The organism is Speluncibacter jeojiensis (assembly GCF_029589495.1).
GTDB classification, from domain to species: domain Bacteria; phylum Actinomycetota; class Actinomycetes; order Mycobacteriales; family Mycobacteriaceae; genus Speluncibacter; species Speluncibacter jeojiensis.
The window spans coordinates 286863-301873 of the sequence record NZ_JAAIVF010000005.1 but is presented as its reverse complement, the minus strand read 5'-3'; the positions used below and the strand labels follow the sequence as shown (position 1 = coordinate 301873).

12 protein-coding genes are annotated in these 15011 nt (G+C 66.6%); 7 read left to right on the top strand and 5 right to left on the bottom strand.

Annotated elements, in window-relative coordinates; translation table 11 throughout:
* The first annotated feature begins 72 nt into the window (after positions 1–72).
* Positions 73–1731 (top strand): DNA repair helicase XPB, encoded by a 1659-nt coding sequence (locus G4X40_RS16560; protein ID WP_277834024.1) that lies wholly within the window; start codon positions 73–75, stop codon positions 1729–1731.
* Between the two features lie 20 nt (positions 1732–1751).
* Positions 1752–2420 (top strand): DUF3239 domain-containing protein, encoded by a 669-nt coding sequence (locus G4X40_RS16555; RefSeq protein ID WP_277834022.1) that lies wholly within the window; start codon positions 1752–1754, stop codon positions 2418–2420.
* A gap of 14 nt (positions 2421–2434) precedes the next feature.
* Here G4X40_RS16555 and G4X40_RS16550 read toward each other — a convergent pair whose 3' ends face one another.
* The gene (locus G4X40_RS16550) at positions 2435–2836 is read right to left on the bottom strand and encodes a MarR family winged helix-turn-helix transcriptional regulator (RefSeq protein WP_408642237.1); all 402 of its coding nucleotides are present in this window, start codon (positions 2834–2836) and stop codon (positions 2435–2437) included.
* Between the two features lie 75 nt (positions 2837–2911).
* Here G4X40_RS16550 and G4X40_RS16545 point away from each other — a divergent pair, with 75 nt between their 5' ends.
* Entirely contained in the window at positions 2912–3532 is a 621-nt protein-coding gene (locus tag G4X40_RS16545) for a TIGR03086 family metal-binding protein (protein ID WP_277834018.1), read from the top strand.
* On the opposite strand, the gene G4X40_RS16540 is transcribed toward G4X40_RS16545, so the two are convergent.
* Together G4X40_RS16540 and G4X40_RS16535 are read right to left on the bottom strand one after the other, a co-directional pair.
* Entirely contained in the window at positions 3529–4113 is a 585-nt protein-coding gene (locus G4X40_RS16540; RefSeq protein ID WP_277834017.1) for a carboxymuconolactone decarboxylase family protein, read from the bottom strand. The genes G4X40_RS16545 and G4X40_RS16540 overlap by 4 nt on opposite strands.
* 66 nt (positions 4114–4179) lie before the next feature.
* On the bottom strand, positions 4180–4560 hold the full coding sequence (locus tag G4X40_RS16535) for a nuclear transport factor 2 family protein (protein WP_277834016.1): 381 nt from the start codon (positions 4558–4560) through the stop codon (positions 4180–4182).
* 277 nt (positions 4561–4837) lie between these two features.
* Here G4X40_RS16535 and G4X40_RS16530 point away from each other — a divergent pair, with 277 nt between their 5' ends.
* Positions 4838–6253: an amidase gene (locus tag G4X40_RS16530; protein ID WP_277834014.1), complete on the top strand. Its 1416-nt coding sequence runs from the start codon at positions 4838–4840 to the stop codon at positions 6251–6253.
* Between the two features lie 111 nt (positions 6254–6364).
* Here G4X40_RS16530 and G4X40_RS16525 read toward each other — a convergent pair whose 3' ends face one another.
* Together G4X40_RS16525 and G4X40_RS16520 are read right to left on the bottom strand one after the other, a co-directional pair.
* The gene (locus G4X40_RS16525) at positions 6365–8506 is read right to left on the bottom strand and encodes a 3-hydroxyacyl-CoA dehydrogenase NAD-binding domain-containing protein (protein WP_277834012.1); all 2142 of its coding nucleotides are present in this window, start codon (positions 8504–8506) and stop codon (positions 6365–6367) included.
* Between the two features lie 31 nt (positions 8507–8537).
* Positions 8538–9752: an acetyl-CoA C-acetyltransferase gene (locus G4X40_RS16520; protein ID WP_277834011.1), complete on the bottom strand. Its 1215-nt coding sequence runs from the start codon at positions 9750–9752 to the stop codon at positions 8538–8540.
* Between the two features lie 232 nt (positions 9753–9984).
* On the opposite strand from G4X40_RS16520, the gene G4X40_RS16515 reads away from it, so the two are divergent.
* From G4X40_RS16515 to G4X40_RS16505, 3 genes are all read left to right on the top strand, one after another.
* Positions 9985–11145, top strand: coding sequence for a pyridoxal phosphate-dependent aminotransferase (locus G4X40_RS16515; protein ID WP_277834010.1), 1161 nt, complete (start codon positions 9985–9987; stop codon positions 11143–11145).
* A gap of 154 nt (positions 11146–11299) precedes the next feature.
* Complete coding sequence (locus tag G4X40_RS16510; protein ID WP_277834009.1) at positions 11300–13846, top strand: ATP-binding protein; 2547 nt, start codon at positions 11300–11302, stop codon at positions 13844–13846.
* Between the two features lie 46 nt (positions 13847–13892).
* Positions 13893–14963: a hypothetical protein gene (locus G4X40_RS16505; protein WP_277834008.1), complete on the top strand. Its 1071-nt coding sequence runs from the start codon at positions 13893–13895 to the stop codon at positions 14961–14963.
* Positions 14964–15011: the final 48 nt, after the last annotated feature.

Sequence of the window (15011 nt, the reverse complement as noted above, 5' to 3'; positions counted from 1 at the left end):
CCGGCCGCTTGGCAGCAGGCCGCCGCGGACAGGACAATAGGTGCGCACACATCCCCCAGCTGTGGAGGCACGTTGACCGACGGACCGCTCATCGTCCAGTCCGACAAGACCCTGCTCCTCGAGGTCGACCACGAACTGGCCAACGAGGCGCGCCAGGCGATCGCCCCGTTCGCCGAACTCGAGCGCGCCCCCGAGCACGTGCACACCTATCGGATCACCCCGCTCGCCCTGTGGAACGCGCGCGCGGCCGGTCACGACGCCGAGCAGGTCGTCGACGCGCTGGTGCGCTACTCGCGTTACGCGGTCCCGCAGCCGCTGCTGGTCGACATCGTCGACACCATCGCCCGCTACGGCCGGCTGCAGCTGATGAAGAACCCGGCGCACGGGCTGGTGCTGGTCAGCCTGGACCGCGCGGTCCTCACCGAGGTGCGCCGGCACAAGAAGATCGCCCCGATGCTGGGCGCCCAGATCGACGACGACACCGTGATCGTGCATCCCTCCGAACGCGGTCACCTCAAGCAGATGCTGCTCAAGATCGGCTGGCCGGCCGAGGATCTCGCCGGTTACGTCGACGGCGAGGCCCACCCCATCGACCTGGCATTCGAGGAGGGGCACTGGCAGTTGCGCGACTACCAGGAGATGGCCGCGGACTCGTTCTGGGCGGGCGGCTCCGGCGTGGTGGTGCTGCCGTGCGGGGCGGGCAAGACGATGGTCGGCGCCGCCGCGATGGCGAAGGCCAAGGCGACCACGCTGATCCTGGTCACCAACACGGTGGCGGGCCGGCAGTGGAAGCGCGAGCTGATCGCGCGCACGTCGCTCACCGAGGAGGAGATCGGCGAGTACTCGGGCGAGAAGAAGGAGATCCGCCCGGTCACCATCGCGACCTATCAGGTGATCACCCGCAAGTCCAAGGGCGAGTACAAGCACCTGGAACTGTTCGATTCGCGCGACTGGGGGCTGGTGATCTACGACGAGGTGCACCTGCTGCCGGCGCCGGTGTTCCGGATGACCGCGGACCTGCAGTCGCGTCGCCGGCTCGGCCTGACCGCGACGCTGGTGCGTGAGGACGGCCGCGAGGGCGACGTGTTCTCGCTGATCGGTCCCAAGCGGTACGACGCGCCCTGGAAGGACATCGAGGCGCAGGGCTGGATCGCGCCCGCCGACTGCATCGAGGTGCGGGTCACGCTCACCGAGGCCGAGCGGATGTCGTACGCGGTCGCCGAGCCGGACGAACGCTACAAGCTGTGCTCGACCGCGCACACCAAGGTCGCCGTGGTGCGCTCGATCCTCGAACGCCACCCGGACTCGCAGACGCTGGTCATCGGCGCCTATCTGGACCAGCTCGAGGAGCTCGGCGAGGCCCTGGACGCGCCGGTGATCCAGGGCTCGACGCGCAACAAGGAGCGCGAGGCACTGTTCGACGCGTTCCGCCGCGGCGAGATCCAGACGCTGGTGGTCAGCAAGGTCGCGAACTTCTCGATCGACCTGCCGGAGGCGTCGGTGGCCGTGCAGGTCTCGGGCACGTTCGGCTCCCGGCAGGAGGAGGCACAGCGGCTGGGCCGGCTGCTGCGGCCCAAGCACGACGGCGGCCAGGCGCACTTCTATTCGGTGGTCGCCCGCGACACCCTCGACTCCGAGTACGCCGCGCACCGGCAGCGTTTCCTCGCCGAGCAGGGGTACGCCTACCGCATCACCGACGCCGACGACCTGCTCGGACCCGCCCTCGATTGACCGCGACTACGATCGTCGGGGTGCGCAATCTGTCATTCCCGCTGGATCTGAACCATGCCAAGTCGGTCAACGAGAACCACACCGAGGTGCGTCGGCTGCGCATCTCCGCGCTGATCGTCGCCGCGCTGCTGATCGCCGGCGCCGTGTTGTCGTTCGTCTTCGGCTCCACCTGGGTGGTCGTGCTCGGCGTGATCCTCGCGGTGTTCGCGGTGGGTGCGATCTTCCTGTCGTTCTGGCTGCCGCGCCAGGTCGGGACCCTCGCGTCGCTGTACGCCAAGGGTGAGCTGGTCCCCGCGGTGATCGCGGAGAAGCGCCCCCGAGGGGTGACGTTGCTGGCACTGGTGAACGTCTCCAAGCACCCGGACACCGATCCGCGGTACGCGCTGGTGACCCGCAGCGTCAGCAACCTGCCCGGCCACAACTGGGCCGTGGGTGCCAAGATCCCGTCGGCCGCCGTCCTCGGCGACCGCACCAGCCGGGGGCCGCAGGACGTCTGGCAGCTCGCCGGGCCCATGCCGATCGCGTGGGGCACCCGCGACCGCGCGGTCATCGCGCGGGGCATCGCGGAGATCCCGGCCTGGGAGTGGGCGTTCCTGGCGCGCAACACCAAGCGGTTCAAAGAGGTCGACGCGGCGCCGGCCAGGCTGCTGGCACTGCAGGCGCGGGAGTTGCCCACCGAGATGCGCTGACGGCCCCTGGTTCGCTACTCCGAGAGATCTGTGGGGCGCGAGAGGATCTGCAGAGCCCGTAGGAAGCCGCGGCGGTCCTCCTCGGAGAGCCGGTCGAGGAGAAGCCGCTCCCCGCGCTGGATCTCCCGCTGCGCGTCCGCGTGCAGGCTGCGTCCCTCGGGCGTCAGCGAGAGCAGCCGGGCCCGGCGGTCCTCCGGATCCGGCCGACGCTCGAGCAGTCCCCTGGCCTCCAGGTCGTCGAGCACCTTGATGATCCGCGTCTTGTCCGCGCCGATCGTCGCCGCCAGCGCACTCTGCGTCCGGACCGGCTGCTCCCGCAGCGCGGACAGCACCACATAGGCCCACATCGTCAACCCGTGCGCCTGCAGGATCGGCAGCTCGGCCTCGGTCAGGGCGCGGCCGAGGGGGACCACCATCGCCGCGAGGTCTCTACGTTCCACCACCGAAAGATACCCCTGGACATATCGTACGTTCATGCTTACCGTATGCACATGACTACGATTGACGATCTACTCGACACCGTGGACATCCGGGAACTCGACCACGGCGTGGTCGGCCGCAGCTGCGACCTGGTCCGAGCTGCGGCACCCGAGGACCTGACGCGGCCGACCCCATGCGCGGGCTGGACGCTCGCCGACCTGCTCGCCCACATGACCGCCCAGCACCTGGGGTTCGCCGCGGCCGCCCGCGGGCACGGCGCGGACCGGGACCGCTGGGCGGTCCGGGACCATCACGACCCGATCGGCGCGTATCTCTCCGCGGCCGACGACGTGCTGGAGGCCTTCGCCCGTGCACCCGAGGACCGGACGTTCGCACTTCCAGAACTCCTGCCGGACCACGGGTTTCCGGCCGGGCAGGCCACCAGCTTCCATTTCCTCGACTATCTCGTCCACGGCTGGGACGTCGCACGGTCGCTGAATCTGCCCTACGCCCCGGACCGCGACACGCTCGCGGCGGCCCTCGTCACCGCGGAACTGGTCCCGGACGGCAAGGCGCGGACGGTCCCGGGCGCGGCGTTCGCACCCCGCCGTGACGCACCCGACGACCCCGACACCCTCGACCGCGTGCTGACACTGCTGGGCCGGTCGCCGGGGTGGCCGGCGCAGCCCTAGCCCCGATCCTCCTGCGCCGCACCCGGAATCCGGCACGCTGCGCCGGAACTGAAGCCCTGGTCGACGGTGCCCAGTGCGGCGTTCATCCGCGAGCGCATCTGCTCGAGCGCGACCTGATAGGTCAGCTCGACAACCCCGTCCCTGCCGAAGCGGCGTTCCAGGTCGGCGACCTGCTCGTCGGTCACGGTCAGCGGGGTCGCCGACACCGCGTCGGCATAGGCGATGGCCGCCCGCTCGTCGTCGCTGTACAACGCCGAGGTGTCGTAGTCGTCGATCGACTGCAACCGGTCCACGTCAAGCCCCTCGAGCCGTTGCAGCATGGTGCCGAAGTCGACGCACCACGAGCAGCCGACCGTGCTCGCCACCCGATAGACGGCGATGTCCCGGACGTTGGCGGGCAACACCTTCGACGCCCAGTCGGCGAGCATCTCGTGCACGGCGTTCGCCCGGAACAAGCCGGGATGGTTGGCCGCCACCGCGAACGGCTCGGGCACCTCGCCGAACCGCCGCTTGGCGTAGCGGTAGGCGAGCTTGGTCGCCGGGCCGGCTTGCTCGGCGGTGACGACCGCGATCCTGGTCATCACATTCCTCCTCACGGTTACTCCGTCGCGGTCACGACGCGACGGCACCCGACTTCCGGCGGGCGCTCAGCCACCGGCCTTCCGGGCGGCATCGAACGGGAGCCGGTCGAAGATGAAGCGGTTGTAGGTGATCTTGCCGTCGACGACGGTGAGGGTCTCGGCGGCCGGCGCACTCGTGACCGGCACGGTCTCGGTGTCGTAGACGAGGACGGCAGTCGTGTCGTCGCCGAAGGACGCGATCAACCGCGCGCCGACGAGGATCTGCACGAACGGCGCCATGAACGCGCGGAACGCCGCAACCCCCTCGAGCCGCCCGGGGGGTGCGTCGCACACAAAGCCGTCCGCGAGGTGGGCCGCCGCCGCATCCAGATCCTTGTTCGTCCAGGCCTCGAAGTAGGCCAGTGCCGTGCGCAGCGCGGGAGAGTCACCGGCCGGACCGTGGGGCATCTGTCCACCTTCCTCGAACGGGATCGGACACTGTCCATGGTGCGCTGCCGCGCCGAGAATGTCTCGGTCATCCTCGATCCGGATCCGCCGGAAAGCCGGTGAGTGCGGTCCCTCGCCGGCGGACGAGCGCGTCGAGCAGGCGATGCCCGCCGAAGACGCGGAATCCCGCTGTCAGAGATCATGAAGTGACGCCGATCACCGCGGCGCGCTATCAAAGAGGTTCCGGTCGCGGGCGCGGTCCCCCGGCCGGCAGCTCGTCGAGAACAGGAGTGATGGGATGCAGGAACTCTTCGATGCCCGCGACATGACCGGGCTCGCCGAGGCCGTCGCCGCCGGCGAGGTCTCACCACGGGAGGTGGTCGAGTTCTCCGCGGCTCGTCTGGCCGAGCGCAACCCGGCACTGAACGCGGTGGTCAGCACCCGGATCGAGCAGGCGCTCGACGAGGTCGACGCCGGCCTCCCCGACGGCCCGCTGCGCGGCGTGCCGTTCCTGATCAAGGACCTGCACGCCGACGTCGCGGGGCTGCCCAGCACCGAGGGATCACGACTGTTCGCCGACGTCGTCGCCGACCGGGATTCCGAACTGGTCCGGCGCTACCGGGCCGCGGGACTGGTGGTGCTCGGCAAGACGAACATCCCCGAGTTCGGCCAGAACGCGAGCACCGAGCCGCTGTTGTTCGGCCCGGCCCGCAACCCGCACCGACTTTCCCACTCCCCCGGCGGGTCCTCCGGCGGTTCCGCGGCCGCGGTGGCGGCCGGGATCGTGCCCGCCGCACACGGTTCCGACGGCGGCGGGTCGCTGCGGATCCCGTCGTCGATGACCGGGCTGGTGGGGCTCAAGCCCTCACGCGGGCGCACCGCGGCCGGCAATCCGCTCGAGGCGCCGCTGTCAGTGCAGCACGCGCTGACACGCAGCGTCCGCGACACCGCGCTGCTGCTCGACATCGCCTCGGCCCCGTGGCCGGGCGCACCGCTGCCGATCACGCTGCCGCAGCGCCCGTACATCCGGGAGGTCGGCGCAGACCCGGGCCGGCTGCGCATCGCCGTCTCCACCACCACCCCGACCGGCGAACCGGTCCACCCGGACTGCGCCGCCGTCGCGCAGAAGACCGCGGCGCTGCTCGCCGAACTGGGCCACGAGGTGACCGCCGACGCCCCCGACTACCCGATGGAGTCGCTGATGGCGGCGTTCACCATGGGCATGGCGGTGCCGATGACGGTGCAGATCGACGAGCGCCTTGCCCGGCTGGGCCGGGAACTGCGCGACGACGACCTCGAGGCGCTGCCGCGCGCCATCTACGACCGCATCAAGACCAAGAGCGCCGGCGATTTCGACGTCTCGATGCGCGAACTCGGCCGCACCGCCGCCCAGGTCGGCGCGTTCTTCACCGACCACGACCTGCTGCTGACCCCGACGCTGGCCCAGCCGACGCCGCCGCTCGGTCTGCTCGACGCGAACGATCTACAGAAGGCCTGGCAGCACGGCGGGGTGTACGGCGCCATCACCAGCCCGTTCAACGTGACCGGTCAGCCGGCGATCTCGCTGCCGCTCGGTCGCGACGCCACCGGCATGCCGCTCGGCGTGCAACTTGCCGCCCCGTTCGGCCGCGAGGATCTGCTGATCCGGATCGCGTCCCAGCTGGAGACCGCGCAGCCGTGGTCGATCGCGCCGGTGTGGCCGCCGGTGAACTGAGCTCAGGCACGCGGTCGATCCGTTTGCGTGGGATTCCGCCCGGCTTCCGGCGGCAATCCCACGCAAACGCGAACCGCCCCGGGCGGCACCCGGGGCGGTTCGGACTCGAGATCAGCTCAGCAGGCTGGCGGGCGGGGTGAAGCGCTCGCCGTACTCGGCGGCCAGCTCCTGGGCGCGGGCGACGAAGCCCGCCTTGCCGCCCGGGTAGCCGGTGATGAACTGGCTGACGCCGCCCGTCCACGCCGGGTAGCCGATGCCCATGATCGAGCCGATGTTGGCGTCGGCCGAGGACGTGATGACGCCCTCGTCGAAGCACTTGACGGTCTCGATCGCCTCGATGAACAGCATCCGGTCGATCAGGTCCTGGATCGGCGGGGTGGCCGAGCCGGACTTGAAGTGCTCGCGCAGGCCCTGCCAGAGGCCGGTGCGCTTGCCGTCCTCGTAGTCGTAGAAGCCGGCGCCGCCGAGGCGGCCCTTGCGGTCGTTGCCCTGGACCAGGTAGTTGATGACGTCACCGGCCGGGTCCGCGGGGAGCGTCTTGCCCTCGGCCTCGGCGGCGGCCTTGGACTCGGCACGGATCTTCTGCATCAGCGTCAGGTTCAGCTCGTCCGACAGCTGCAGCGGCGCCGCCGGGTAGCCGGCCTGCATGCCCGCCTGCTCGATGGTGGCCGGCTCGATGCCCTCGGCGACCATCGCGATGGCCTCGTTGACGAAGGTGCCGATGACGCGCGAGGTGAAGAAGCCGCGCGAGTCGTTCACGACGATCGGGGTCTTGCGGATCTTCTGCACGAAGTCGAAGACGCGGGCGAGGGTCTCGTCCGAGGTCTTCTCGCCGCGGATGATCTCCACCAGCGGCATCTTGTCGACGGGCGAGAAGAAGTGGATGCCGATGAAGTCCTCGGAGCGCTTGACGCCGGTCGCCAGGTCGGTGATCGGCAGCGTCGAGGTGTTCGAGCCCAGCAGGGCGTCGGGCTCGACGATGTCCTCGATCTCCTGGAAGACCTTCTTCTTGAGCTCCGGCGACTCGAAGACCGCCTCGACGACGAAGTCGACACCGGCGAAGTCGGCCGGGTCGGCGGTCGGGGTGATCAGCGACAGCAGCGCCTTCGACTTCTCCTCGGTGGTCTTGCCCCGGGAGAGCGCCTTGGCCTCGATCTTCTCGGCGTATCCCTTGCCGCGCTCCGCGGCGGCCTGCTCGACGTCCTTGAGCACCACCGGGATTCCGGCCTTCGCGCACACGTAGGCGATGCCGGCGCCCATCATGCCGGCGCCCAGGACACCGACCTTCTTGATCTCACGCTTCGGGATGTCCTTCGGACGCGAACCGCCACCGTTGATCGACTGCAGGTCGAAGAAGAACGCCTGGATCATGTTCTTCGCGACGTGGCCGGTGACCAGCGAGGTGAAGTAGCGCGACTCGATCTTCAGCGCGTTGTCGATGTCGACCTGGCTGCCCTCGACCGCGGCCGCCATGATCGCGCGCGGCGCCGGCATGTTGGCGCCCTTGAGCTGCTTGCGCAGGTTCGCCGGGATCGCCGGCAGGTTCGCCGCGAGGGCCGGGGTGGCCGGGGTGCCGCCGGGGACCTTGTAGCCCTTGACGTCCCAGGGCTGCACGCCGGACTCGGGGTTGGCCTTGATCCACGCCTTCGCGGCCGGGACCAGCTCGTCGACCGACGAGACGACCGCATCGATCACGCCGGCTTCGAGCGCCTGCTGCGGACCCCGCTGCTGGCCCTGCAGCAGGTGCTGGGTCAGCGCGGTCAGGATGCCGAACTTGCGGACCATGCGGACGACGCCGCCGCCGCCGGGCAGCAGTCCGAGGGTGACCTCGGGCAGGCCGATCTTGACGCCCTTGACGTCCGCGGCGATGCGATGGTGGGTGGCCAGCGCGATCTCCAGGCCACCGCCGAGGGCGGCACCGTTGATGCAGGTGACGACCGGCTTGCCGAGGGTCTCGAGGCGACGCAGGTCGGCCTTGAGGGTCAGGCTGTGGTTGTAGATCTGCTCGGCCTGCTCGGGCTGGACCGCGAGGAGGTTGTTCAGGTCGCCGCCGGCGAAGAACGTCTTCTTGCCGGAGGTGAGCACGACACCCGCGATGGAGTCCTTTTCCGCGTGCAGCCGGTCCACGGTCTCCTGCATCGAGGAGATGTACCGGTCGTTCATGGTGTTTGCGCCCTGGTTGGGGTCGTCGATGGTGAGCACGACGATGCCGTCGGCGTCCTGCTCCCAGGCGATGATGTTCTGTTCGCTCACTTTTCGTCTCTCCTGAATCGGTTCGTGAGCGTCAGACGCGCTCGATGATGGTGGCCACGCCCATGCCGCCGCCGATGCACAGCGTCACCAGGGCACGCTTGGCGCCGCGGCGCTCGAGCTCGTCGACCATGGTGCCGGTGATCATGGCGCCGGTCGCGCCGAGCGGGTGACCCATCGCGATGGCGCCACCGCAGACGTTGAGCTTCTCGTCGGGGATGTTCAGGTCCTTCTGGAACTTCATCGCGACGGAGGCGAAGGCCTCGTTGATCTCGAACAGGTCGATGTCGTCGATGGTCAGCCCGGCCTGGGCGAGGACCTTCTTCGTCGCCGGCGTCGGGCCGGTCAGCATGATCGTCGAGTCGGCGCCGGAGGTGGCGGTCGCGACGACACGGGCGCGCGGGGTCAGGCCCATGGCCTTGCCCGCGTCCTCGGAACCGACCAGCACCAGCGCGGCGCCGTCGACGATGCCGGAGCTGTTGCCGCCGTGGTGGACATGGTTGATCTTCTCGACCCAGTGGTACTTCTGCAGCGCCACCGCGTCGAAGCCGCCCATCGCGCCGATTCCGGCGAAGGCGGGGGCCAGACCGGCGAGCGATTCGACCGTGGTGCCGGGGCGCATGTGCTCGTCATGGTCGAGCACGGTGACGCCGTTGATGTCCTTGACCGGGACGATCGACTTGGCGAAGTAGCCGCCGGTCCAGGCCTTGGCGGCCAGGTCCTGCGAGCGCGCCGCGAAGGCGTCGACGTCCTCGCGGCTGAAGCCCTCCATGGTGGCGATCAGGTCCGCGCCGATGCCCTGCGGCACCAGGTAGGTGTCGAAGTTGGTGGCCGGGTCCTGCATCCACGCGCCGCCGTCGGAGCCCATCTTCACGCGGGACATCGACTCGACGCCGCCGGCGATGACCAGCTCGTCCCAGCCGGAGCGCACCTTCTGCGCGGCCATGTTCACGGCCTCGAGACCGGAGGCGCAGAAGCGATTGATCTGGACGCCGCCGACGGTGTCGGGCAGGCCCGCGACGGTGACCGCGGTGCGCGCGATGTCCGCGCCCTGGTCGCCGAGCGGCGAGACGACGCCGAGGACGACGTCGGAGATGCGATCCTCGTCGAGGTTCGGGAACCGGGTGCGCAGCTCACCGATCAAGCCGGTGACCAGGTCGATCGGCTTCACCGAGTGCAGCGATCCGGTCGCCTTCCCCCGACCGCGGGGGGTTCGGATGGCTTCATAAATGAACGCCTCTGTGGTCACGGTGTTCCTTCCTGTGCACGTCCCAGCGCATGGGCGCAGGACCGCATGGTCCCAATGGCAGTTCGATTTCTGCTCCGGGCACCGACTCACGCGGCGCCGGCCCGAGGCGCAGGCCTCGACGCAAGTCATAGTAGAACGTGTTCCAAAACTGGGTCCAGGACCGAGCCGATCGAGCTCTGTGACCGAGCCGATCAATCCAGGACTCGTCGGCGGTGGCGGATACACTCCGCGGATGACCGCCCTCGTGCGCCGGATGCGACCGTTCGGCTCGACCATCTTCGCCGAGATGTCGGCGCTCGCGCAGCGTCATGACGCGATCAACCTCGGCCAGGGCTACCCCGACACGGACGGCCCGGCCGCCATGCTCGAGGCCGCCCGCGCGGCGATCGCCGACGGCCTCAACCAGTACGCCCCCGGCATCGGCATGGCCGAGTTGCGCCACGCCGTCGCCGAGGACCGCGCCCGCCGCTACGGGCTGCAGACCGATCCCGACCGCGAGGTGCTGGTCACCGTCGGCGCCACCGAAGCGATCGCCGGGGCGGTGCTGGGACTGGTCGAACCGGGCGACGAGGTCGTGCTCATCGAGCCGTACTACGACTCCTACGCCGCGACGGTCGCGCTGGCCGGCGGTGTGCGCCGCACGGTCCCGCTGGTCCCGGACGGCGACGGGTTCGCGCTCGACCACGACGCGCTGCGCGCCGCGGTGACCGGCCGGACACGACTGCTGATCGTCAACACCCCGCACAATCCGACCGGCACCGTGCTCACCGCCGACGACCTCGCCGCGATCGCCGAGATCGCCTGCGAGCGCGACGTCCTCGTGCTCTCCGACGAGGTGTACGAGCACCTGCTGTTCGACGGCGCCGCGCACACCCCGCTCGCGGCGCTGCCAGGCATGGCCGAGCGCACGGTCACCGTCTCGTCGGCGGCCAAGACCTTCAACGTCACCGGTTGGAAGACCGGCTGGGCGGTCGGGCCGGCCGAGTTGATCGACGCGGTCCGCGGCGCGAAGCAGTTCCTCAGCTACGTCGGCGCCACCCCGTTCCAGCCCGCGGTCGCGTTGGCGCTGCGCACCGAGCAGGCCTGGATCGATGCGAATCGCACGGCGCTGCAAGCGAAACGGGACATGCTCTCGGCCGCGCTGCGCGAGGTCGGCTTCGGCGTGCATGCCAGCGCGGGGACCTATTTCGTGCTCGCCGACCCGCGCCCGCTCGGCTATCACGACGGCGGTGAACTCTGCCGGGACATGCCCGCCCGCATCGGGGTGGCCGCGGTGCCGATGACCCCGTTCACCGACCACCCGCAGGACTGGCAGCACCTCGTCCGGTTCGCCTTCTGCAAACGGGACGAGGTGCTCGCCGAGGCGGTCTCGCGGCTACACCGGCTGGTCTAGACATCAACACCGTGAGTTCGGCGCCTCAGGCAACAACGGTGTCGGTATGCGCAGATAAGCTGCTGCCCAGTTCAAGCTACGAGCAGGGTTCGAATCCCATATCGGCCCGGGCGGGCGCGCGCCGCAGCAGTAGATCGGAAGGACAAAACCTCCTATGGGCGGTGTCGACGCGTCGGCAGGATTTGCGTACCAGCACGCTCAAGCCGTTCATCGATTACTCGATCTCGCCGAGTTGCACGATGGCGACTATCTGCGAGTCGAAGCTGCGAACGACGTTGTCGACGTCGAAATTTTTGCCACGGATGACAGGCTGGTCCACGCGGCGCAGTACAAGATCCGAGACAGAAGGTACACCTGGGGAGAAGCCGAGTTAGTCGACGAGCTAGCCCGATGGTCAGCGTTAGCAGTCGCGTGCCCTGACGCTCAATACGAGTTCGTTACTGATGGTCGCCTTGGACCAACGGGTCGCAAGGTCCAAGCGGCGTTGGAGGCTGTGCGAGCGGGGCAGAACACGGCCCTCGCCGAGCTGGCGCAGAGCCGTCAGGCCAGCCTCGACCCCGTTCAATGCGCCCGTGCGTGGATCGTGGCAGACACCCCCGGATTCGATCAGCTCCTCGCTAACGCGATCGACCGGGTGATCGCCCTATTGCCGACCGTCAGCGGACAACTGGAGGCCGAGGAGCGCGGCACCCAACTCGTCCATGAGCTTCTCCGGATAGTTGTCCAACGAAGTGGCGACCTCGACCCTGAAGCACGTGTGATCACCAAGACCGAACTAAATGTGCTGCTTTCTAGCCGCAGCGAGTACGTAGCCAGTGAATCTTGGTCCACAGATCTCAAGAATGAGTTCATCCAGGCACTAAGACAAGAGACACCAGAAGGTGTGGAATTGCGATGTGAGGCCACCGGTACCGGCGCACAAGTCGGCGACTCTCCCAGCAATCGAGCCTGCAGCCTTGCAGATATTATCGGAGCAGCTCTGATTCCACTCCTGAGCGGCCCTTCTGGCTCCGGAAAATCTACCGTTATCAGAAGAGCTCAAATCATTGCTGCCCGACACCAAAAGATCGTAATCGTTGTCGATGCGGAAGCATATATCCCGAAACGTCTGGGATCTCTAGTGGCTCAGGCAATTAACACCTCCAGATTTCTCGGCGCCTATTCAACAACCGGACTCAGCGCATTGCGCGACCCCGAAGTCACAGTGATCATCGACGGGGTGTCTGAAATCCCGCCCGAGGAGCGATCCGCACTGAAGAATGAGTTACGACAACTCCTCGCATCCGATGCTCGCGCAAGTTTGGTGCTCGCTGGCCGCGATTCGACGATCCTGCAAAGCATGCTTCCACGGCATTCACCGACACACCCAATGATGGTCGAGCGACTCTGCAGGGCACAGCGTCTTGAGATTCTGTCTACCGCCTCACATGGTGCACTGAGTCCAGACATCGAAAGGCAAATTACAGCACGGGTTGAACACGCCCTAAAAGGGGCTGCTGACAATCCGCAACTATTCGCAGTCGGCGCCGCGCTGATCGCCTCAGGTTACAAATTTAACAATCCGGCATCAATGTATCGGCAACACGTTCACAGTCGCGCGCAAGACTGCGGCTATTCGAACATAACGGTTTTGGAGGTTGGGCTAGGGGTGGCGTTCGCTGCACTTGCAGATTCTGGGCGGCGCTACTGTGACAGCTTTGAGTGGACCGAACAACTCAACTCCGCCGTCAGAGCACTCCGGGACGATGGCCATGACATAACCACCTCAGATCTGCGCGAATTTGGATTTGAATCAGGATTCGTCCACCGATCTGGTGGCGATCTGGTCAGAGCTGTCCATGATTCATTCGCGGACTACTTCGCTGCCGTGGCACATGCCCGTGGCGTAGCCCGAATTCCGCGCAAGCTCAAATCACGAGATACCGCCCGAGTCCGTTTCCTAATCGAACTCGCCGGGTTGACGAGAAGCCTCTCTATCCAGATATCTTCAGATCTTCCGTTTCTCATACCCGAAGCTGCCGAACGAGAAGATCTCCAGCCAGAAGAAGCCTGGTACGAAACAACCAAGGCAATTTTGTCGAACGTGTGGCCAAGCGCCACCGAGGCCCCCTGCGTCGCATTCTGGAATGCGGCGGACTCCTGCTTCGTCACCGTAAATGGAAATTCTTCCGGTTGGCTCGGCGAATGCACCTATAGCGAGGTGGCGACTGACGCCTACACGTTTGAGGCAGCAAACGGCCCCTTATCCGTGGCAGCCCGGATCTGGCGACACAAGTTGCATATCGAACTTGATCGTGCGCGCCAAGGTACAGCATCGGTACCCCGTACGCACGAGGAAACTGTCACCGCGCTTGAAAACTTCTCGGACGCACTCGCGAGCGCGTCGCATAAACTGACTCGAGAAATCGCACCACCGGGCCAGACCGAAGTTCTGGCTGGCGCTGTTGGTCCATGCCGCATTGAATTCGCTCTCGACAGCAACCGTGACGCCGCCGACCAACGTAATCGGGGCGTACTATTTCGATACGTCAACGACCAGGATCACTCCCATTCTGCAGTGCAGGAAATGGAGCTCAATCCAGATGGAACCTGGACAGGACAGGGGTGCGTGGATTCGTTTCTTGACGAAGATCCCTCCCATAGAGCGTCAACAATGACCATCCAGTCCGTCAATAGGCTAACCAACAGAATTTGGCTTTGACATGTTGGGCGAGGTTTCAGAATTCCGCGAATATGGAGGTAATCTGATGACAAATTCAGCCGTATGGTCCGCGACTCACAACTTGGCGGAGCAATGGCGGAAAAGCGCCTTGATTCAACGATTTGCAGCGCAGTTACCCGCGAATAATCGCTCAAATAATGGGGTTCCAGAAATGCTGCGGAATCTCGATGCCGGCACCCGCCTTGTATCGCGGCAACCACTCATTCCCAATAGCTGGGAAGACTTCGCTCTGCAGATGCCGTCAGTCACGCTCGACTCGGTAGGGCGAGCATTCCTAAGCTCAGTACAACCGATCGGCTTTGCCGCCGAGGTCCAAACTGCCTGGCTGCGATCACGTTTGCCCGGATATCCGATGATCCCAGCACCGCACCTTGTGCCGGGTACACACCGAACGACGCCCGAGATCGGACGAGATCTTGGCTGGCGCCGTGAAGCAATCCAGGGCGGTCTCCAGTTTCAAGCAGCACCTCAGGGAGTCGACCAGCTGCTGGGCATCGAGCAGCGCTCATACAACCATGCGATCCAGGCGCTCTCGGAGTCGCTGCAGGTTAGTGCTGAGTGGACCTCCTACTCCCACCTAGCTACGGAGCTCACGGAAACGTCGCGGCGAGAACTCCGCGAGGCGCGTAAACGCCTACGCATACTTCTCTCACCGACCGCCGTGGACAAGTACGAACCCACGCGCATGGCGCGCCGAGAGGATTATCGCCGCTGCCAACTCGACTCTGTCATCGACGATCTAACGCATTTCACGAAGGAATACGCTATTGCTTTCAAACGGGTCGATGAAATGATTGATTGGGTTTCTCTCCGGGTTCTCGGTCAGCTCGTTGTCTACGGTCAGCCAGCCCTAATAGCCGACGCACGAGAGGTCGAACGCGAAGGAACCCGAATCAGCTTTCACTCCAACTCGCACCTCCCCCGTACAGCCCTTGTTCAGGTCGATCACCCATTAGTGCCCGAATTAGCCTTCGTCACCGGAATGAGCTTCCATTTCGATGAACTAGGCACCAATATCACAGAGTTTAAGGCCGAAGCACTCGCCGGCTCGATGGGACTGTTCCATCTTGATCCGATGCCCAAGGCCGACAGCTGACGACGCATAGAGTCGGGCCTGCCCGTCCGTCGGCTGCGCGCCCTGGGC